Here is an 18,570-nt window from a genome sequence, read left to right as displayed (position 1 = left end):
TTGTACATCGACCCGTGAAGACGCGCCCTGCGACGCCCGAGACGGGCGCCTCGCCACCGCCCACATCGCCGTGCCGGCACCGGATGTCGGATGCACCGTGGTGAGTCGGAAGCCTGATTGCGGGTGCCGAATGTCGCGCAGCGGTCACACGAGACGCGAAGTCAGCTGGTCAACGTCCTCGCCAGCCCGGCTGTTCGACCTATACGAAAAGAGCGATGTGAGCGCTGCCTTCCGCGAGTATCGCGGCGTCTTCGTTCGGTGCCTGAGCGTGGCTGACGTCGACAGCCGCTATCGGTTCGGTCCGCCCGGATTGCCTTCCCTCCTCGGCGGGCCATCAGCCGTTGACGTATGCCTACTCGCCGACGGACGCGTCCCGCATGGTGAACCGCACGCCGGTCAGACGCGCCTTGGCCGTCCCGTCGGCGCTGAGGATCGGTATGTCCACGCTGTCCATGGCCAGTTCGCTGCCGGCGGGCTCAAGGTCCTTGAGCTTGCCGCCGAGGCGTACCGGGTTGGCCGCATACAGGGTGCCGGCCGGGGTGACGATCTCGAACTCGGCGTCCAGGTGCAGATCGCTGGCGAACCGCACCCGGCTCAGGCTGTCCTCGTTCCCCTCGCCGAGGGTGCCGCCGGACGGCCGCGGCCAGCTGGCGCGCAGCATCACGCGGCCGCCGAGGGCGTCGCTGTGACCGACCATGGCCAGGCGCGACATCTGGGCCTGCACGCCGGCACCGCCATCATGCTTGTCGGGCCCGAACAGCAAGATCTCGGCGCCCGCCGCATTGAGGTAGTCGCCGGCCAGGTCGATGCGCTCGGTCTTGCCGTTGATCTCGACGCCGACGGTGCCTTCCATCGACACCTGCATGATCATGGAGGGGTCGACGAGCATCGACATGAACGGGGCCGCGCTCGGGGCGAAGAACAGCGTGGGCGTGATGCCGGTCGGCTCGTTGTCGTCGTCGGCCGGATACCACGCCTCGGGCAGGGTGGTGGCGCGCAGCACGTTCGGCGCGTGGGCGATGTCGAACGGGCCGTCGCCGCGTGGGGCGCCGTGGTAGGCCCCGGTGAGCGGCTTCTTGTATGGGGGGACGTTGTCGATGACGGCGTACGTGTCGATGGCGTTGCGGTGCACCAGGCGCAGGGTGCTGGTCTCCAGGATGCCGAAGCGGCGGATGTGCATCTGCGCCGGGAAATTCTTGCCCGGCGCGATCTGCCGCACGAGCCCGATGCTGGACAGGAGCGGGTTGGACAGCAGTTGGATACGGTCGTCGAGTTCGTAGCTGAAGCCCTTGACGCCCGTCTCGGGAGAGCTGATCAGCTCCTGCTCAAGCTCGGCGTAGCCACTGTCGTCCACGCGGGTCTCGAAGCCGGGCATCGGCCACGTGTTGATCTGAACTAACCCGGAGAGGTTGATCGTCTCGCGGCGGCCCGCGTAGTAGTCGTCGCCGAACACTACGGTGGTGCAGGCAAGGAGGTGTGCCCGGATCGGTTTGGGCTCGAGGTTGAGAGACTCATAAGTCTCTCGAAAAGTAGTCATATCGTCACGGTATCGCCGAGTTGTGCGTGAAGATCTACGGCTGTGGGGCTCGATAATTGGATTCGGTGCCCGACCTGCGGTTTCTTGATGGTGTCAGCTGGCGATCCGGTACTCGTTGATGAGGCCGCCGAGGATGGCTCTGCGGTGGACTCGGTGGTCGGCCAGGTCAATTGGGGTTGGTGGGCTTGTTGTTTCGGCTTGCGATGGGGACAACTGCCCCATGCCGCGGTGAGGTCGGGCCGTGTTGTAGTGCGCCAGGTAGCGGGTGAGTGTTCGGCGCAGATGCTGCTCGTTGAGGATGAGCACTCTGTCCAGGAGTTCGCGGCGTAGGGTGCCGATGATCCTTTCGCAGTGGGCGTTCGCTTTCGGGGCCTGCGGTGGGCTCTTGATGACCCGTAGGCCGGCGTCGGCGAAGACCGTGTCGAAGGCATCGGTGAATTGGCCGCCGCGTGCGCGGATCAGGAACTTCAGCTTCCTCATGTCGGTGCCGGTGTCGGTGTTCATCAGGAAGTTACGGGCGGCCTGGGCGGTCCATGGGCCGGTGGGGTTGGTGGTGGCGCCGAGCAGGTGGGCGCGGCGGCTGCCGTGTTTGAGCATGATCAGGGCGTGCTGGCGTGTGAGGTTAGCGGTGTCTACGTGCAGGAAGTCGACGGCGACGATGTGCTCGGCCTGGGCGGTCAGGAACTGCTTCCATGTCGGCCCGCTGCGGCGCGGGGTGGGGTCGATCCCGGCCCGGTTGAGGATGTTCCACATGGTAGAAGCCGAGATCTGGTGGCCGAGGCGGGTCAGTTCGCCGTGGATGCGCCGGTGGCCCCAGCGAGGGTTCTCCGTGGCCATGCGCAGGATGAGGGCCTTGATCGCAGCGGCGGTGGGCGGTCGTCCGGGACTGCGACGGTTGCTGTAGTCCCACTTCTTCGCCGCGAGTTTGCGGTGTCAGGCCAGCAACGTGGCTGGGGTTATCGGGAAGATCCTCCGCCAGTGGCGGCGGGGTATCAGGTGCGAGAGCGCCGCGAACCACAGGCGGTCGGCCGGCTCGTAACGCACCCGCGGGACCTGACGGCGCAGGACCGCATTCTGATGCCGAAGCACCAGCAGTTCCGCCTCCTTGGAGACACTCCTTTGTAGCAGCAGCGCGGGCGAAGACAACAGACGCCGGGTGACGGCGTACACCGTAGACAAGATCACGAAACATGATCGCAGGCGATCTGGACCGGCCATTCGGCGCCCCTGAGTCCTTCCGTTCACCGGACGAAGGGCTCTGCGCTGGAAGTGATTCGAGTTCTTGAGCCCCACAGGATCGGTTTGTACACGGGCACTTAGCCGGGCAGCGGTCCTGGTCTAGTGTTCGTCGCCGATTAGCGGTCGGTAAGCCCTCAACACGGCTCGCTCGCTCGTCGGCGTCAGCGGTCGACCACACTCATCGTGCGCTGTGACCCGGTCATATCCCAGGCGAAGGATGAACGACCGCAACTCGGGAATGCCGTAGCGCCGAACGTGGTAGCTGCGCTGGGTGCAGCGCCCGTCGATGACGACTTCTTGCTCGGTGATCTGCCGTCCCAGAAGCGGGTCATAGCGGTGCCACTCGCGCAGGACGTCGCCGTCATAGCGCTTCTCGGTGTAAGGGTCGAAGGTACGGCCGAAGGCGTCCCAGTGACGGCTCTCGACGAGCAGCCGACCGCCTGGAACGAGGGCCTGCAAGGCTGATGACAAGGTCGCCTCGTCGTCGGATTCCTCGTAGTAACCCAGCGACGTCGACCACACCAATACGACCTCAAAGCCCTCATCTACCTGCGGATTTCGCATGTCGCCGTGCACATAGGTCGCCGCAGGGTGCCCCTCCTTGCGAGCGATCTCGAGAAGGTGGGTGCTCGAGTCGATCCCGACAATCTCCAGGCCGCGGGCCGCGAGGCCATTCGAAATACGCCCGAAGCCGCAAGCCAGGTCGAGCACACGCATACCGGGGCGCAGGGCACCCAGCTGCTCAATAGTGTCGAGCTCCTGGGCCTCGGCCTTCTCGGAACGGTAACGGCGCCAGAACAGGTCATAGTCGGCCTCGAACGCAGGGTGGGGTTGAGGTATCTCGTGCACGTTCCTCCAGTCCTAATTTGGGGTGTTTATCACGAAACCTGGCTCTTCCAGAACACAAGGTGCAATTTACTCAAATCAAATGCCCTCTCATGTGCACCGCCAGACGGCTGCGGCCGGCTGATTGTTCGGGCCGCGCGTCGTACCGCCGATGGTGTCGTCGTCCCCGATCGTCGTGACGGAGGCGGCATCGCTGAGCTGGCCCACCAGCGTTCCGTACCGCCAGACCTGGAACGGCGTGGACGTCAGGGAGCTGACGATGAGCCCGTTCCTGTTGATGTGCGCGGCCAGCGAGCTCTGGGGCAGCACGTGCGGCTGCCCGTTCCGGTCCCAGTACGCCGGCCGGTTCGGGTCGGAGCCCAGCCGGAGCGATCCGGCCACCAGCCCATCGGTGATGGTCCGGGCGTACCCGTGCTGCATGTCCGGCGCCTCCGGCAGGCGGGTGAGCCGGCCGTCGCGCCACAGGTGCGGCCACGGATAGGTCGTTTCCGTCCCCACCAGCAAGGTGCCGTCGTGGTCCACGTCGAACACCCTCATGCCCTCGGGTATATCCGTCACCTGCTCGACGACGCCCGGCCGGTCGTGTGGCCAGCGCACCACCACGGCAACGGTGGTGGTGCCCTGCCAGACCACGGCGTTGCCGTAGACGTCGCCGTTCTCGGTGATCCCGATGGCCCTGCTGTTCAGCTCCGCGCCGGGCAGCGGGGTCAGTCTCTCCCGCTGGCCGTCGCGGATGCGGAAGGAGATCGCGGACGCTCCCAGGCCCGTCACGGACGTTCCCGCGATGGTCCCGCTGCTGTTCTGGGCCACAACCCGGTCGGTGCCGTGGCCGGACGATCCGTAGTCGATGACCCGGCCGTTCTTCCAGTAGATGATCCGCCAGCCGGTGTCGGAGAAGTAGGCTCTGCCGGAGTAGCCGCCGTTGTGGTCGGTGGCGTCGACCTGGTGCTGTGTCGCGCCGGTGGGCGCCTGGAGCGCCTGCATCCGCCAGGTGCATGCCGATCGCGCCGCCGCTGCCTGGGGCGCGACAACGAACGCGGCGACGACCAGCATCGCCGCCATCACGATTCTGCCTGTCATGGCTACAGTCGATCGTGATCGACTGCGGGGGGCATCTCCCTGAATGCTCAGCCTGGATCCAGGGAGCCGATTCTGAGTCGAATGCTCAACAAATGAAGAGAGTGCCCTCTGGCCTGGGATGATGGGAGTTCTTGAGGCTTCCAGCAACCAGTTCGAAAGGACACTCTCCACGTGCGATTGGTTCATGCCTCCGCCAAGACCCGTGCGATCATCGACGATGAGCACATGATCGCGTATGGCGGGCTGGCCTCGGCGATGCGGCTGGCCGAGCGCTGTGACCTGAGCGGACTGGTCGGCGAGCACGTCGCGCTCGCCGTGGGTGGGTGAGCGAGGGATGGGCCGTACTCCTTCCAACTCCGGGAGATGCCCGGCGGACGTCGCCAACTGAACCCGATGCCGTGATCTTCGAGGTGCTGGACTCCAACGGTTCCGATAACCGTGCTCAGGGGAGGTGGGCCAAGAGGGTTCAAGAGGAAGTTCAGTGCTGAGAACGAAGGCAAGTCGATTCGCATTCGGGCGGCGTTAGTATTACTTCGATGGCGAAGCCTTGGTATGGCTTCTGGGCCTGTGAGGAGAAGCTTTAATTGGCGGCCAATAATGACGACAAGGACAGTCTCGAAGAAGTTCTACTGGGAGTGCACTCAAAGGAAGATTTGTCGGATTTCATCCTCGAGCTTCGTGAAAGCATGACAGGGGAGCCGGATTCTTGGGAGAATTTGACTCTAGATAATTATTTGGAGGCAATGTCTGCTTGGCTGCACGATTCAGATCTGCCTAGTGAGATCGTAACGAGTGGCCCGTCTTGGCAGTTCATTGCGGAAATTCTGATCGCCGCTGCGATTTACGAATGATAGGCCATTGATGATGGGGCGTAGCCCGGAGTTTCGAGATCGTGGTCCGTTGTAGTATCGCCAAGTTCGGCCGTGATCCTGATTTGAAGCGGTTCCTGCTTGCCACCGGGAGGCGGGTTCTGGTCGAGGCCAGCCCGCGTGATCGGATTTGGGGGTCGGCCTGGCCGCCGCTGATGAGCATGCCGCATCCCTTCGACCTGGGGCTGTTTCGCTCTGATGGCTGCCCGTGACGCGCTCGCCGTGGGCGGGTGAGGGCCGGAGGTGTTTCTGCGCGCACGGTCAGATCGTCGTTATGAGGATCACACAATGTGGGTCAGCGGTTGGGTGCGGGCTCGTTGCGGGTTCGGCCCTGTGACGGCGACGCCTGAGACGGGTGCCTCGCCACCGCCCACATCGCCGTGTCGGCAACGGATGCCGGACGCGCCATGGTGAGTCGGCAGCCCGATTGCCGGTCCGAAGGTCGCTCGGGGGGCCGAGTACAAGGAGTGCTGGGCGCGGTTCGCCTGCGCCAACCTCGTGCACGCCGTACGGCAGGACACCGCCGGGCGGGTCAGCGTACTCACCGGAGATGCCCGCAGTGCCGCCGGCAGCCACCGGGCCAACGCTGTCAGGACGGCTCGATCGGCCCAGTCCGGCTTGGGGCGTTCGACCTGGCGCCGTAGCACTGCCACTTCGTGACGCAGCACCATGGTTTCCACGTTCTTCGACGCTTGGCTACGGCCCAGCAACATCAGCCAGCCGAACATCCGCAGCGTGATGAGATAGAGCAGGTGGACAAGCACAAGACGCGATCTTGTCTGCGGGGGCGGTTTCCGTCAGACCACAGGTCAAGAGCCATCATGGCTGCGTTTTGACGCGGCACTGGCGGTCGGGGTGGGCCGTGGAGCCCGGGTACGCGGACGCGCCTGGTGGCGTCCTCGATGACGGCCAGGACGTGCTGGCGTACCGCGAAGCGTTGCCCGGCTGGGTGTCCGGGCAGCCGAAATCGACGAGGGACAGCGACCGGCACCTCCACCGTCTCGTCCACCGATTTCACTATCCTGCCCGGGTGAAGGCAGGCGCAGCAGAGACCCGGTTGATCGTGATTCGAGGGAATTCGGGGTCGGGTAAGACCAGCGTGGCGCGATCCGTACGAGAAACTCATGGTCGGCGCGGACTGGCGTTGGTCAGTCAGGACGTCATCCGGCGAGAGCTCCTGCGCGAGCTGGATGTCCCTGGCGGGGTGAACATCGGCCTGCTCGACACCATCACCCGGCACGCCCTCGACCATGGTTATCACGTCATTCTGGAAGGCATTCTCACCGCTTCCCGTTACGAGGAGATGCTGGCCGGGCTCCACCGTGATCACGCCGGCCGTACCTGCTTCTTCTACTTGGATGTGCCGTTCGGAGAGACGCTCCGACGACACGCCCTCCGGCCACAACATGGCCAGTTCGGGGAGGCGGAGATGCGTGACTGGTATCGCGAGCGGGATCTCCTCGCCAGGGTCGCGGAGGCGGTTATCGGCCAGGACAGCACCCTGACGGAGACGGTTGAGCTGATCCTCCACCAGTCCGGATTGGCTCGCGCTGAGCCGGTACCGGAGGCCTGATCCGTTCGAGCAGCCTCGGCTGCTTCTACGCTCCGATTGCGGTGGCTCGCAGCGATGCTGGTCCAGTCCCTACTCGGTTGGAAGCGTGAGAGGAAACGCTCGGGCGCGGCGGGCGGCTTCTTCGTGATGGAGGTGCTGCGGGGCCTGCAGGCGTTCCGGATCGTCGTCTACGACCTGGGTGGCGGCGGAGTACCTGACTTCGGCATGGCGGGCCAAAGTGATCCCCGAGCTGACCCTCGGTATGTCGGCGATCTCCGTGAGGGTGGAAGAGGGCTGCTCGGGGTGGTCGCGCTGTCGGTCAAGGTGGGAGTGGCTGGAGATCCGGGCTGTGGTCACGCGGTGTGGGCGCAGCTCTCACTGTGCTCAGATCGCACACCTGCTGAGCCGACCACCCAGCCCTTGTCAATGTGAGGTCTCAAGACATGCTTGACGCTCCGGCATCAGGACATGCTTGACGTCAGCTCGGCTGGGTGTCCTTGCCGCGGACGTAGAGACGAGTGATGGGTGACCTCGACGGCTTGGCCCGAAGCCAGCATCGGCCGTCCATTGAGCCGTGGCAGTGCCGCGGCGGCGGGTTCCTCTCCCGCCGGGCGGGCCCCGCGCATGGCCAGGTAGGCCAGATGTTCGGGCAGGAGACGGCTGGCCACGGTGCGCACCAGGTGCCCGTCCAGCATCAGGTGGATACTGCGCAGGCCGGCCCAGACGGTCAGGGTCCGGCCGGTGAGTCCTTGGCTCACCCCGACGCGCTGCCGGCCGGGCACCAGGTTGATCTCTCCGCTGGGCCGGACACGGATATCGAACTCCACCGCTGCTGCGGTCGAGGGCGGTGGTGGCTCGGTCACCACCAGTCCGGGCTCCGGCTGGTGTGATCGGGCGGGCGCGGCCTCGTCGCGGGCAGGGCCGTGCGGGCGGAACCGGCTGGCTGGGGTGGCCATGTTCAGCGCCTGGTGCGGCCGGGCGTGGTTGCCGTGTTTACCGACCGCAGGAGCTCGGATACCGGCTCTGAACTGCAGCGATTCATAGACTACATGTCCGTTACGGTTCATCGCCATCGCCTGGAGTGGTTCTCGACCGCGTCGCCTGGGCGGTGACGCCTGTCATTGAACCGAGTGACTTGGAAGGGCAGGCTGAGGGCGAGCTCCGGCCCAGCTAGCACTACAGCCGGACTTCGCTCGGATCACTTTCGGCAGCACGCTCACCTGGACTGTCAGGCCAGGATTCCTTCTGGTGAGCGCGGCGCGAAGGCACTCGAATCTGATCAATCGTCAGATTCGAGTGCCTTCGACGGTGCCGCTGACCTGCGGGAACGTGGAAGTTTGGCTGTAGTACTAGGGGCTCGTGAGATCCACCCATACCCACGGCTCGTAGTGCCATGAGCGCACTTCACCGACGATCAGCTCGATGGTTATCCCCACCGGCGGGAGGTCTTGGGTCAGTCGCCGCACTCCTGGCTCGCTGCCACGGCGGATAGCGTCCAGCGATGCGCCGACGGGTTCGTATCCGTTGATCTTGGCCGTGAGGCCCCATGGTTGATGGCTGGTGATTGTCGCTTGGATGCGATCGCCGGGGTGGAGTTCGCTGAGCGGCCGTTGCGGCTCGTCTGGCATGGAATCAGTCCCTTTCGCTGACAGCATCCGTATCACGGTGTCCGTGATTGGTCGGGCTGACGTCGAAAGGATCAGTGGGACGAGCCGTGATCTGCTGGCGGGCGGTCGTCCAGACGCCTTCGAACTCGTCGGCCGACAGCCACTCCGGATCGTGACCCTCCCATTGCTGGAAGGGCAGCTCTGCGGTCAGTCCGTACTCGGCTTCGTACTCCGCCAGGCGGCCGATCTCCTCGGCGCGCTGCCACTCGTCGAGTGCCGCCGCGTTCAGAGGAGTCCGCTCGGACTCTTGGAGCGCGACCTGCCGGATCACCTGTCCATCGGGGTCAAGCTCGAAGTAGAACCAGATATCCTCTTCGTCCCAGTAACAGCGGAGCCACTTCATCACCCACTCACGATAGGACGCGCCTGTGACAAGGACCGATCGTGCTTCGCCCGTGTCAGCGACATGGGCGAAGCACGATCGTCAGGGAACGGGCAGGTAGCCCGGGAGGTGGCCAGGGCATCATGGGGGCATGCCACCAGTTCCCATAGTTCCGCGCCCGCTGAACGCCGCTGAGAAAGCCGTGCTGGAACACATCCTGACCAGCAACTTCGTCGGCGCGTCAGAACTACGGAGCCAAATCAATCAGGCAGAGGTCATCGCCACCTGGACGCCCAGATCGGTGAGCATCGACCTGAGAGTGCGTGAGCCCGTGCAGCGAGCTTCACTGGTCAGCAATCTCGTACCGGTGGACGCGCAAGTGCTGAACGAGTGCGGCGAGTACGTCGGCGAGTTGCTCGTATGGGTCGAGGACGGTGCGGCCCTGGCGGGACTGGAATACGCCTGGGTCACCGACGAGATGCCCACCAGCCTGCCGCGAGTCGAGGGAATCCGGCTCGCGTCCGGTCCGTGATTGGAGGCGACGGGTTGGTGTGACGGAGCCGGCTTGCCGCGGGGTCGGTGATCTGGTTTCGAGGTCGGCGACGCGCCGGTCCTGGAAGCGGAGGTTGGATCGGGCGGCTTTGAGCCGCTCGTCGAGGGTGCGGTTGTCGGAGGTCAGCTGGCGGACCCTTTGTTTGAGGGTAGGTCCACTTGCGGGCGACCATGTGACGGTGCCAGTGCAGGATCGTGGCCGGGTCACCGGGAAGATCTCCGCCCAGCGGCGGCGGTTCACCAGCCCGGACAACGCCGTAAGCCAGAGCCGGTCGGCGTGGTCCCACCGTGGCCGACCACGCAGCTGACGGCGCAGCACCTACTTCTCGTGACGCAGCACCAGGAGTTCGATGTCCTTGGACAGATCAGACCGAACCAGCATCGCAAGCAAGCCGAGCAGACATCTCATCAACCGGTAGAGCAGCGACAACACCTCGATATGGTCCCACCAACGCTGCTGATCGTGCAGCGAAACCCCAGCTCACGGCACTAAACCGGGTTTCCGAGCGGGACAGGGTGCCTACCGGGGCATTCCCGACCCGGAAGCTGGGAAGTGCACAGGGTCCCCGCGCGGATCACGCGGGGGCCCTGTTGTGGTGCGGCGTCAGCGGATGACGGATCGCTCCCGGAGCCGCCGTCGGCTGAGCTCAGACGATCGCGCGTGCGAGCCGTACCGGTTCCTTCATCCGGTGGGGCCGGGCCCCCGGAACGCCAAGGGGACGTCCCGCCGGATCAGGCGCCGTAGAACCACTTGGAGGTCCAGATCCTGATCCACTCCCCGGGCGGGTAGACCCGGCCGTTGGTGACGATCCATCTGCTGTTCGAACGGACGCAGTCGACGTCGGGCCAGTGCGTCGGGCCGTAGGCGTTGGAGTTTCGGCCGCTGGGCAGGTTGCGGTAGGGGCCGACCGCGCCGCAGTAGAGACGGCTGTTGGCGTCGCGGCTGAGTTGCAGGGTGCTGCCCGTGCGGTTGTAGGCGATCCCGCAGGGGTTGGTCAGTCCTCCGCAGCTCGCGCCGAGGGGAGCCACCTCGCCTGGGGGCGGTGTGTCGGACATCACGATGGTGTCCTTCGGGGGCGCCGGCTCGGCGTGGGCGGGTGGCGCAGCCATGAAACAGACGAACAGGGTCACCATTCCCGCGACGGCGGCGGATACGCGCGCCGGTACGGAAGCCGCTGCTTTTCTTCCATGCATTTCCGCTACTCCTTCGTAATTGAGTGAACGACCGAACCCGGATTCGTCGCTGCGACGCGTGGTCCAGGCCGGTGGCGGCAATCCTGCCAACGCCTCGCACGCTTTGCCATGGAATGGGAGGAACCTGGGACAGTGGGACGAAACAGGCGCCGTGAGCTGCTGTTTCAGCCCGTCATGGGATGGCCCTTGGGGCACGGCGGCCTGTGAGGGTAAGACGACAGCGCGTGCGTCGATGTGTGCGCATGCCTGCATCCATCTATGGATGCAGGCATATGCGTAGCCGATCGGTGCTCAAGGGTGCGTGGAGGCACGTCGTGCTCAGCCGCGCGGAGTTGGTCAGGTATTGCCACAGCGTAGAGCGAGTCCTCGAAGCTCGGGAGTGGTCCGCCCGGACACCAGGAGTCCTGATACCAAATCGCGTACGGCGGGACGGGCGTGGGTCTCCTCGGGGGCCCGCCGTTCGGCGCTAAGCAGGGCTCGGACGCATTCCTCGCGCTTGTCCCACTGGCCGTAGGCGCGTACGGCGTCGGTGTAGTAGCGGGTGCGGCGCTCCACAGTGGGCAGTTTGCCGGGTGATATCTGGTGGGCGGGCGGTGATGGCCTCGCCGGCTTCTCCTGCTGTTTGTTCGGCGGAGATTCGGTGCAGCTGAACGGGTGTCGGGCTGAAACCGCCGCCGTGATCGCGTAGGAGTGTGGTGCCTCCGAGCCGGGCCGCGATGTCCACTGCCTCGCCGGCGAGTTCGCGCATCGTGCTTCGGTCACCGCCTCGGGCGGCGGTGTAAGCGGCAGACTGGATGAGCAGCCCGCGTTCGGCCTTGTGCCTGGGGTCGTCCCATGTCTCACACGAGACTGACAGAGAGGGAAGTGAAGCGCGCCCGCCACAACCCGTACCGCGTCAAGAAGCCTGGCGATGTCGGGGTACGGCACGACGGACCTGCCACGGTCAACCTCGCGAACCTTCCCGAGCTCGCCCTTACCTCCTGATCAACTTAGAGTGAGTGGCATTAGGCAAATGCTACAGAAGGATGATCGCCGTTTTCTCCGCAACCGTGATCAACACAGATGGTTCGTCCCGGGATATGTTCATATTCTGCGTGTAGCGTGGTGAGATGCGCCGTCGCGAAAGCTTGGGGAAGCCCGTGGCCAGAACATCGCACTCCGAGGAGTTGGGGCAGCTTCTAAGGGAGATCAAGGAGCGTAGCGGCCGCAGTTATGAATGGATCGGCCGCAAGGCCAACGCCAGTAAATCGGCCGTTCATCGGTATTGTTCCGGCGATGGCGTTCCGCCGACTTTCGCAATTATCGAGCAGATCGCGGTGGCGTGCCGGGCCGACCGTGAAGACATGGTTCGCCTTCACCAGCTGTGGATACGGGCCGTCGCCGGGCCGGAGGTCGCCGATCCGCTGCCGGGCGTGGAGCCTGCCATGGAGATGCCGTCCAAGACGCCGCAGCCGGACGGGCCCGAGACGACTCGGCGAGAGTCCTCGGATAGTGTGCGGGACGCCCCGACGGGACGGGCGCGGGTTCAGTGGAGATGGCGCGCAGTAACGTTTTCGAGCGCGGGAGTGGTCATCGCGTGCTTCCTGATGCTGACGGCAAGCGCGTCGTCTACTTTGATGGTGCCCCGAGGTGAGGCGCAGCGGATAACGGGCCCGAGCTGGGTTCTGCCGTCGGCCCCCGTGCCGGGCACCCTCTTTGGGGTCACCATCAACAGTGCCACAGGTGCCATGCCGTCCTTTCGGGTAGGCGCCGTCCGGCTGTGGGACAGCGCGACGCGATGGTCGCAGATCCAGCAGCGGCGCGGCGAGTTTGACTGGTCGACGCTCGACCGCCAGGTGGAAGGCGCAGAGCGTGCGGGACTGCCGGTACTTTTCGTCTTCGGGGGCACGCCCGGTTGGGCCAGCCCCGGCGGCCCTCCGGCGCCTTACCCTGACGGCGCCCGCGCCGCTCCTCCCGACAACCTCGCCGACTGGGATGCCTTTGTCAGGGCGATGGTTCGCCGCTATGCCGGGCGCATCGAAGCCTACGAGCTGTGGGCTCTGGGCAACGACCACCGCTTCTACACGGGAGACGTCGGCACGCTGGTGGAGATGACCCGCCGTGCGAGCCGGATCATCAAAGCGGTCGATCCGCAGGCCAACGTGGTATGCCCAGGAATGGGCCGACTGTGGACAAGCGACGGCCGGGGCGTGATGCGGAGGTTCGCAGAGCTTGGCGGCTACACCTCCTGCGATGTGGCCAGCGTCAAACTTCATCAGCGTACCGCCTCCGATCCTCCGGAGACGATGCTGGAGCTGGCGGCTCTTGCCAACCGCGTGCTGCACGCAGCCGGAGTGCATCCGCGGCTCTGGAGTACGGGCACCACCTACACGATTCCGCTGCAAGATCCGCTCGATGCCGTCACTGCCCGCGACTACGCCGTGCGCTACTTCCTCGTCGGCCTCTATGCGCGTGATCTGAACCTGGAACGCATGTACTTCTACAACTGGGGCAGCACGAAGATCCCCCTTGTCCTGCAGGGTGAGGGCGGCGTGCCAACAGCGGCAGCGCTGGCCGCCGAGCAACTACAGCGCTGGCTCGCCCACGCCCATAGTCGGTCGTGCGGCCATGGGAACGCCATCAACCTTCCAGACAACGTCTGGCAGTGCGAGCTCACGATCTCGGGTGACCGTGGTACGACGCGGCCGGCGGCCGTTATCTGGACGATCACTGGTACGGCGGGGACCACGGTGAGGCAGGCCGCGGAAGTGCGTCGGCTCGACGGCACGTCCCGGCGCGTCCGTCCTGGAGACACCATCACGGTTGGCGAAGAACCGATCTTCATCGAATACTCGCCCGAAAGAGTGCGCTGATGGTTGGTGGCGTGGCCACCGCCTCGTCGGTCTCACCGGAAGTCCATGCATGTGTCGGTAAAGTGACCCGTCTCGTCCGCATCGTCGGCTCGGCGGGCTCGTGTCTCCCCACCGAAGCCCACGTTGCATGGGCTGCCGAAGGGCCTGAAGGACCCACCGGACCGGAAGGCCCCGAGGGCCAGCCCGGCCTCCGAGGAGAGCAGGGTCCCAAGGGGGATGCCGGCGATTCGTGCGGGCTCGCCGCGGGCTCGGATGTCCCGCGACAGGACATCAGTAGGTTATCGCCTGCTCCTGATCGCCTGAGCGGGCAGATGATCTTGCTCGGATTCGGTCTCTGACTGTCGGTGCCAGGGCTACCGCGAAACACTCTCCTGCCCAGGAGGTTCCACCTCAGAAAGACTCTCCGAAACGGGCGCGTGCATGATGGCGGCGGCCACCTGGGGGACGTCTGCGATCTTGGCCTTGTCCAGAGCCTGTTGGCCCAGATCAAGGGTGCGGCGGGCTATTGTCTCTCCCGTCCTTGGTTCCGTGGTCGGCGTTCCTGGTCAGCCCGTCTTCTTCAGCGTCGATCCGCTGAGCGAGATCGAGTCGCCGTTGATGGTGCCGTCGGCGGTGACGCCGGTCTTGTCGTTCAGCGTCAGCGTCGTGCCCTTGACGGTGTACTGGCCGGCGTAGGCGGCCTTGCGGTCACCGAGGTCCTCGCTGAACGTGCCGTCGGCGCGGAGCTCCAGCTTCAGGCTGCCGTCGTCGTTCGCCCACGTTCCGACCAGGTTCGCGGCCGACGAGGACGCGGCCGATGAGGACGCGGCAGCCGGGGGCGCTGCGTTGGGGTCGTCCCCGTCGCCTGAGCAGGCCGATGTGATGATCAGTGCCGTGGCGAGCACGGTGCCGAGACCAAGAGAGGTCATCCTGGGCATGTCATGGCTCCTTGTGTGCGGTCGGTGTGCGGATCAGTTGCCGGCCATCTCCAGAACGCCCTCCATGCCGTCGCTCCGGTGCCCGCCGATCGAGCAGAAGAAGGTGTAACGGCCGGGAGTGAGCCCGGTGACCAGGGCGCGGGTCTCCCCGCGGGTGATCACCGGGGTCCGCCCCACGATCCGGCCGTCGCGTTCCAGCACCATGTCGTGCGGGATCCCGGAGTCGTTCTGGAAGCGCAGGAGGATCTTTTCGCCGGAGGTGGTGTGCCGGTTGTGGTCGAAGGCGTGCGAGCCGTCGGGCTGGGCGGCGAGCAGGAACACCGGCGCGTCGGCGGTGGCCGCGTCGTCGCCGACGCGGCCGCCTACGGGACTGGTCGGGCTGCCGCCGGAGCCGCTCGCCCCATGGCCCGGGTGCGGGCCGACGCCGTCCGGCGATCCGGCGCACCCGTTCGCCACCAGGGCGACCGCGGCGCAGAGCGCGGCGCCGGCGATCACTTTGCCGCACGCGGTGGAGGTCGTCATCGGTGGTGGCTTCCTGTCGGTGTCGCCGGCCGCGGTTCGATCGTCTGATGATCTCCATCTTGTGGTGCCGCGCCGTGGGTGCACAGGTTCTGTTTCGCCTGGGGTCTCGGCTACCTAGGACTGGCGGAACCACCCTCCGCGGGCCGCACAGTCCTTGCCGCCGGATGTGCGGGATGCCGGGGAGAAGCCGACACCCCGCACAGCGTCTACATCCGCCGGTCTTGGCGCGGGGGACACCGCCGGGATCGGCAGGAACCGATCATCTCGCTGGTGCATGGCTAGATCATGCGCCTTGGGCGAGTTGTTACCCAGTGTTCTGACCTCCCTATGACTCAGTTGCCTAGGTCCAGCAGGGCCAGGCTCGAAGAAGGGTAAAGGGGTGACACTGGACTAATGGACCAGCGAACCGAGCTCAGCGAGTTTCTCCGGTCCCGGCGCGCCCGTCTGCGTCCCGAGGACGTGGGTCTGCCGCCGGTGGTCGGGAAGCGCCGGGTGCCCGGCCTGCGCAGAGAGGAACTCGCCCTGCTCGCGGGGGTCAGCGTCGACTACTACGTACGGCTCGAACAGGGTCGTACGCGCAACGTCTCCACCGCCGTGCTGGACGCCGTCGCGCGCGCGTTGCTCCTGGACGAGGACGAGCGGGCCTACCTGCGCAACATCGCCAAGCCGGTGGCGTCGCGGCGCCGCCCCACGCGCCCGGAACGGGTGCGGCCGGGGCTCCAGCGCCTGCTCGACATGAGCGATGGCGTCCCGGCGTACGTGGTGGGGCGGCGGCTGGACGTGCTCGCCTGGAACCGCCTGGCCTGCCTGCTGTTCACGGATTTCGGCGCGCGCCCGCCAGAACTGCGTAACTGGGGCCGCATGATCTTCCTGGAACTGGGGATCCAGGCGCTCTTCGAAGACTGGACCATCAAGGCCCGCGAGACCGTGGCGTACCTGCGCATGCAGGCCGGCAGCCACCCCGACGACCCCGAACTGGCCGCGCTGGTCGGTGAGCTCTCGGTGAAGAGCAAGGACTTCCGGCACTGGTGGGCAAGCCACGAGGTACGGGACAAGGCGCACGGGCGCAAGCACCTTCACCACCCGGTCGCGGGCGAGCTGGTGCTCGACTTCGAGACGCTGCGGCTGCCCTCCGACTCCGAACAGGTGCTGGTGGCCTACACCGCCGAGGCCGGCTCACCGTCGGAGGAGGCGCTGAACTTCCTGTCGAGCTGGAGCGCCGGCACCGCCGCCGACCACCGTTCGGACACGCCGGCGTAGCCACCCGGCCTGGCCGATGGTTCGGGGATGGCTCACCTTGCCGCCGCTACCGGCTGCGCTTATAGGCGCTGTGCGAGATCTGCGACCGCCGGATGCACGGCAAGACCCGCCGTGACGTCGCCTATTACGCCTGCGAGCCGACCTGCCGGCCGCCGCACCGCAGCGAGCCAAAGCGCTCGGCCATGCCGTACGGAACTTCGACGAGCAGACGTGGCGGGCCCGCCGTTTCGAGATCGTGGTCCGCGCCAAGTTCGGCCATGATCCCGTTTTGAAGCGGTTCCCGCTTGCCACCGGGAGGCGGGTTCTGGTCGAGGCCGGCCCACACGATCGGATCTGGGGGATCGGCCCTGACCGCTCCTGATGAGCGTGCCGCACCCCCGTCGACTTGGCAGGGTTTGAACCTGCTCGGCTTCGCTCTGATGGCCGCGCGCGACGCGCTCGCCGTGGGTTGGTGGGTGAGGGATGGGCCGCTACTCCTTCCAACTCCCGGAGATGCCCGGCGGACTTCGCCCGCTGAACCCGATGCCGTGATCTTCGAGGTGCTGGGCGCCCACGGTCCCGATAACTGTCGACACCCTGACCTACCGCCCGGGCGGAGTCACTGCCATGGCCGTGCTCCCCCAATCCGACGGCGACGCCCTCGTCGTCGCGGGTGCGTCGGGGCCACTGCAGGTCGCTGGCCTGGATTTCAGGGATCGCACGCTGCAGGCGGGCGAGGACATCACCGCGATGTGCACGCTGGCCCGGGGCAACAGTGATCCGCTCCTGGCAATCGGCTTCTACGACGGCACCCTGTGTATCCGAGACACCGAGACGGGTGAGGAGCACCTCGTCCTGGAGGGCCACGCCACCTCGATCACCGCCATGTGCGCTGTGCCTCAGCCGGACGGCAGTCGGCTTCTCGCCACCGGCGGCCTCGGCTGCACGGTGCGCATCTGGGACATCGGCATGGCCTCCGGCACTATGGAGACCGACGACTGGCATGACCTGGCGGTCACCGCGATGTGCGTGCTGCCCTTGAGCGACCGGGCCGTACTCGCCACCAGCGGATATCTGGGGCCCGTGCAGTTGCGCACTATGGCCACCGGCGAGGAGGTCGATCGCATCCCGGATGCCGGTCGCGAGATCACCACGCTGCACGCCGTACCCACAAACGACGGCTCCGCAGTCCTCGCCGTCGGAACCGTCACCCCGAACGGCGAGGCGCTCATCAACATCTACGACCCGGCCACCCGAGAGGCGCCGCTCGACCTTGTCCACGGCATCGGCGAGATCAGCGTCATGTCGGTGATCTCCCGGCCCGATGGGACAGTGCTACTGGCCACCACCACCGGGGAGCGCATCATCGACCTATGGGATCTCACCCGGGAAAGGGAGGAGCACTTGTGGGATCTCGGCAAAGACAAGTCGGCGGCCAGCGGTGTCTCCGCCATGTGTGGCCTTCCCGGACCGGGCGGCGCGATGTATCTAGCCACGGGCCACGTGGACGGGACGATAGTTGTCCGCGAGCCGTCCAGCAGAACCACCAGAAGGGCTCTCATCGGCCACACCGATTCGATCTCCGCAATGTGCGCCCTTCCACAGCCTCAGGTGCCGACGCTGCTGGCCACGGGAAGCGATGACCGCACTGTCCGCATCTGGGACCCCAGCACCGGCGCCTGCCATTCGATCATGCGAGGGCACACCAGCACGATCACCGCGATGTGTGCCCTTCCTCGTGATGGAGGATCTCCCCTGCTTGTGACCTGCAGTTACGACCGTACGATCCGTATTTGGGATACTTTGCGGCATCGATCACTGGTGGTCCCCGTCCATCACCCGGCCGCCGCGCTGGCCTGGACAGGTGACTTCCTGGCCGTGGGCCTGACCGCGGGAATCCTCGCGATACGCTTCGCCCCGGTTATCGAGTACGGCAGTTCGACCACCTTGGTCTCATAGATGATCAGGCTTTTGGGCGGTTTGCCTCGGGTGATTGCAACTGTATTCCGGGCTTGCCAATGGTTATTTTGGGCTAGCCACCTGAGATTGTTCGCAGCTTCTTCCGGGATCAGGACCTGCGCTACATCACATCGCCCGTAACTGAGCTACTGTCCAGTAGGTCAGTTTCCGCTTAGTAGATCGTGCGTTCAAGCCCCACCAACTTTCTCGCGACGCAGTGAGG

At 65.8% G+C, this 18,570-nt stretch carries 22 protein-coding genes and 1 pseudogene; 9 read left to right on the top strand and 14 right to left on the bottom strand.

What is annotated here, in order from left to right; translation table 11 throughout:
* Positions 1-352: 352 nt before the first annotated feature.
* The 6 genes and pseudogenes from MBA17_RS07385 to MBA17_RS07365 all read right to left on the bottom strand — a co-directional run bounded on the left by MBA17_RS07385 (position 353) and on the right by MBA17_RS07365 (position 4,702).
* Positions 353-1,537, bottom strand: coding sequence for a DUF6004 family protein (locus MBA17_RS07385; RefSeq protein WP_238495527.1), 1,185 nt, complete (start codon positions 1,535-1,537; stop codon positions 353-355).
* 93 nt (positions 1,538-1,630) lie between these two features.
* Positions 1,631-2,290: an integrase core domain-containing protein gene (locus MBA17_RS07380; RefSeq protein ID WP_455432717.1), complete on the bottom strand. Its 660-nt coding sequence runs from the start codon at positions 2,288-2,290 to the stop codon at positions 1,631-1,633.
* Positions 2,288-2,422: pseudogene (locus tag MBA17_RS50280) on the bottom strand (hypothetical protein); the annotation flags it as partial. The pseudogene MBA17_RS50280 and the gene MBA17_RS07380, both read right to left, overlap by 3 nt.
* Before the next feature lie 48 nt (positions 2,423-2,470).
* Positions 2,471-2,722: a hypothetical protein gene (locus MBA17_RS07375; RefSeq protein ID WP_238495525.1), complete on the bottom strand. Its 252-nt coding sequence runs from the start codon at positions 2,720-2,722 to the stop codon at positions 2,471-2,473.
* A gap of 153 nt (positions 2,723-2,875) precedes the next feature.
* Complete coding sequence (locus MBA17_RS07370; protein WP_238495524.1) at positions 2,876-3,625, bottom strand: class I SAM-dependent methyltransferase; 750 nt, start codon at positions 3,623-3,625, stop codon at positions 2,876-2,878.
* Between the two features lie 87 nt (positions 3,626-3,712).
* Positions 3,713-4,702 (bottom strand): hypothetical protein, encoded by a 990-nt coding sequence (locus MBA17_RS07365; RefSeq protein WP_238495523.1) that lies wholly within the window; start codon positions 4,700-4,702, stop codon positions 3,713-3,715.
* A 171-nt stretch (positions 4,703-4,873) separates the two neighbouring features.
* Here MBA17_RS07365 and MBA17_RS07360 point away from each other — a divergent pair, with 171 nt between their 5' ends.
* From MBA17_RS07360 to MBA17_RS50275, 3 genes are all read left to right on the top strand, one after another.
* On the top strand, positions 4,874-5,029 hold the full coding sequence (locus MBA17_RS07360; protein ID WP_238495522.1) for a hypothetical protein: 156 nt from the start codon (positions 4,874-4,876) through the stop codon (positions 5,027-5,029).
* A 257-nt stretch (positions 5,030-5,286) separates the two neighbouring features.
* A complete protein-coding gene (locus MBA17_RS07355; protein ID WP_238495521.1) occupies positions 5,287-5,553 on the top strand; it encodes a DUF7660 family protein in 267 nt (88 codons plus the stop codon).
* A 41-nt stretch (positions 5,554-5,594) separates the two neighbouring features.
* Complete coding sequence (locus MBA17_RS50275; protein WP_455432709.1) at positions 5,595-5,783, top strand: NADAR domain-containing protein; 189 nt, start codon at positions 5,595-5,597, stop codon at positions 5,781-5,783.
* A gap of 69 nt (positions 5,784-5,852) precedes the next feature.
* Here the strand turns inward: MBA17_RS50275 and MBA17_RS07345 are convergent, their stop codons facing one another.
* Positions 5,853-6,335: a hypothetical protein gene (locus tag MBA17_RS07345; protein ID WP_238495520.1), complete on the bottom strand. Its 483-nt coding sequence runs from the start codon at positions 6,333-6,335 to the stop codon at positions 5,853-5,855.
* 98 nt (positions 6,336-6,433) lie between these two features.
* Between MBA17_RS07345 and MBA17_RS07340 the strand changes: the two genes are divergently transcribed.
* Positions 6,434-7,144, top strand: a complete 711-nt coding sequence (locus MBA17_RS07340; RefSeq protein WP_238495519.1) for an AAA family ATPase — start codon at positions 6,434-6,436, stop codon at positions 7,142-7,144.
* Positions 7,145-7,584: 440 nt separating this feature from the next.
* Here MBA17_RS07340 and MBA17_RS07335 read toward each other — a convergent pair whose 3' ends face one another.
* From MBA17_RS07335 to MBA17_RS07325, 3 genes are all read right to left on the bottom strand, one after another.
* A complete protein-coding gene (locus MBA17_RS07335) occupies positions 7,585-8,079 on the bottom strand; it encodes a hypothetical protein (protein ID WP_238495518.1) in 495 nt (164 codons plus the stop codon).
* A gap of 393 nt (positions 8,080-8,472) precedes the next feature.
* Positions 8,473-8,751 carry a hypothetical protein gene (locus MBA17_RS07330; RefSeq protein ID WP_238495517.1) on the bottom strand — a complete coding sequence of 93 codons (279 nt, stop codon included), beginning with the start codon at positions 8,749-8,751 and terminating at the stop codon, positions 8,473-8,475.
* Positions 8,752-8,755: 4 nt separating this feature from the next.
* Positions 8,756-9,136: a hypothetical protein gene (locus tag MBA17_RS07325; protein ID WP_238495516.1), complete on the bottom strand. Its 381-nt coding sequence runs from the start codon at positions 9,134-9,136 to the stop codon at positions 8,756-8,758.
* A gap of 127 nt (positions 9,137-9,263) precedes the next feature.
* Here MBA17_RS07325 and MBA17_RS07320 point away from each other — a divergent pair, with 127 nt between their 5' ends.
* Positions 9,264-9,644, top strand: a complete 381-nt coding sequence (locus tag MBA17_RS07320; RefSeq protein ID WP_238495515.1) for a hypothetical protein — start codon at positions 9,264-9,266, stop codon at positions 9,642-9,644.
* Positions 9,645-10,396: 752 nt separating this feature from the next.
* On the opposite strand, the gene MBA17_RS07315 is transcribed toward MBA17_RS07320, so the two are convergent.
* Both MBA17_RS07315 and MBA17_RS07310 read right to left on the bottom strand, forming a co-directional pair.
* A complete protein-coding gene (locus MBA17_RS07315) occupies positions 10,397-10,858 on the bottom strand; it encodes a hypothetical protein (protein WP_238495514.1) in 462 nt (153 codons plus the stop codon).
* Positions 10,859-11,194: 336 nt separating this feature from the next.
* On the bottom strand, positions 11,195-11,413 hold the full coding sequence (locus tag MBA17_RS07310; protein WP_238495513.1) for a hypothetical protein: 219 nt from the start codon (positions 11,411-11,413) through the stop codon (positions 11,195-11,197).
* A gap of 554 nt (positions 11,414-11,967) precedes the next feature.
* Here MBA17_RS07310 and MBA17_RS07305 point away from each other — a divergent pair.
* A complete protein-coding gene (locus MBA17_RS07305; RefSeq protein WP_238495512.1) occupies positions 11,968-13,710 on the top strand; it encodes a helix-turn-helix domain-containing protein in 1,743 nt (580 codons plus the stop codon).
* Between the two features lie 545 nt (positions 13,711-14,255).
* On the opposite strand, the gene MBA17_RS07300 is transcribed toward MBA17_RS07305, so the two are convergent.
* Positions 14,256-14,627 (bottom strand): Atu4866 domain-containing protein, encoded by a 372-nt coding sequence (locus MBA17_RS07300; protein WP_238495511.1) that lies wholly within the window; start codon positions 14,625-14,627, stop codon positions 14,256-14,258.
* 33 nt (positions 14,628-14,660) lie between these two features.
* Positions 14,661-15,149 (bottom strand): cupredoxin domain-containing protein, encoded by a 489-nt coding sequence (locus tag MBA17_RS07295; RefSeq protein ID WP_238495510.1) that lies wholly within the window; start codon positions 15,147-15,149, stop codon positions 14,661-14,663.
* 393 nt (positions 15,150-15,542) lie between these two features.
* Between MBA17_RS07295 and MBA17_RS07290 the strand changes: the two genes are divergently transcribed.
* The 3 genes from MBA17_RS07290 (at position 15,543) to MBA17_RS07280 (ending at position 18,347) form a co-directional block, all read left to right on the top strand.
* Positions 15,543-16,409: a helix-turn-helix domain-containing protein gene (locus MBA17_RS07290; RefSeq protein WP_238495509.1), complete on the top strand. Its 867-nt coding sequence runs from the start codon at positions 15,543-15,545 to the stop codon at positions 16,407-16,409.
* A gap of 130 nt (positions 16,410-16,539) precedes the next feature.
* Positions 16,540-16,770, top strand: coding sequence for an NADAR domain-containing protein (locus MBA17_RS07285; RefSeq protein ID WP_455432716.1), 231 nt, complete (start codon positions 16,540-16,542; stop codon positions 16,768-16,770).
* A gap of 245 nt (positions 16,771-17,015) precedes the next feature.
* Positions 17,016-18,347 carry a WD40 repeat domain-containing protein gene (locus tag MBA17_RS07280; protein ID WP_238495508.1) on the top strand — a complete coding sequence of 444 codons (1,332 nt, stop codon included), beginning with the start codon at positions 17,016-17,018 and terminating at the stop codon, positions 18,345-18,347.
* Positions 18,348-18,570 lie beyond the last annotated feature (223 nt).

It is taken from the genome of Dolomitihabitans soli (genome assembly GCF_022213955.1).
Taxonomy (GTDB): domain Bacteria; phylum Actinomycetota; class Actinomycetes; order Streptosporangiales; family Streptosporangiaceae; genus Streptosporangium_A; species Streptosporangium_A soli.
Note: the sequence above shows the minus strand (reverse complement) of the source record. Positions and strands in the feature narration are given on the sequence as shown.

Excerpts from the sequence above, each read along its gene's own strand:
- MBA17_RS07385 (WP_238495527.1), bottom strand. The coding sequence starts at position 1,537 with ATGACTACTTTTCGAGAGACTTATGAGTCTCTCAACCTCGAGCCCAAA.
- MBA17_RS07380 (WP_455432717.1), bottom strand. The coding sequence starts at position 2,290 with ATGTGGAACATCCTCAACCGGGCCGGGATCGACCCCACCCCGCGCCGC.
- MBA17_RS07365 (WP_238495523.1), bottom strand. The coding sequence starts at position 4,702 with ATGACAGGCAGAATCGTGATGGCGGCGATGCTGGTCGTCGCCGCGTTC.
- MBA17_RS07335 (WP_238495518.1), bottom strand. The coding sequence starts at position 8,079 with ATGGCCACCCCAGCCAGCCGGTTCCGCCCGCACGGCCCTGCCCGCGAC.
- MBA17_RS07330 (WP_238495517.1), bottom strand. The coding sequence starts at position 8,751 with ATGCCAGACGAGCCGCAACGGCCGCTCAGCGAACTCCACCCCGGCGAT.
- MBA17_RS07320 (WP_238495515.1), top strand. The coding sequence starts at position 9,264 with ATGCCACCAGTTCCCATAGTTCCGCGCCCGCTGAACGCCGCTGAGAAA.
- MBA17_RS07315 (WP_238495514.1), bottom strand. The coding sequence starts at position 10,858 with ATGCATGGAAGAAAAGCAGCGGCTTCCGTACCGGCGCGCGTATCCGCC.
- MBA17_RS07305 (WP_238495512.1), top strand. The coding sequence starts at position 11,968 with ATGCGCCGTCGCGAAAGCTTGGGGAAGCCCGTGGCCAGAACATCGCAC.
- MBA17_RS07300 (WP_238495511.1), bottom strand. The coding sequence starts at position 14,627 with ATGCCCAGGATGACCTCTCTTGGTCTCGGCACCGTGCTCGCCACGGCA.
- MBA17_RS07295 (WP_238495510.1), bottom strand. The coding sequence starts at position 15,149 with ATGACGACCTCCACCGCGTGCGGCAAAGTGATCGCCGGCGCCGCGCTC.
- MBA17_RS07290 (WP_238495509.1), top strand. The coding sequence starts at position 15,543 with ATGGACCAGCGAACCGAGCTCAGCGAGTTTCTCCGGTCCCGGCGCGCC.
- MBA17_RS07280 (WP_238495508.1), top strand. The coding sequence starts at position 17,016 with ATGGCCGTGCTCCCCCAATCCGACGGCGACGCCCTCGTCGTCGCGGGT.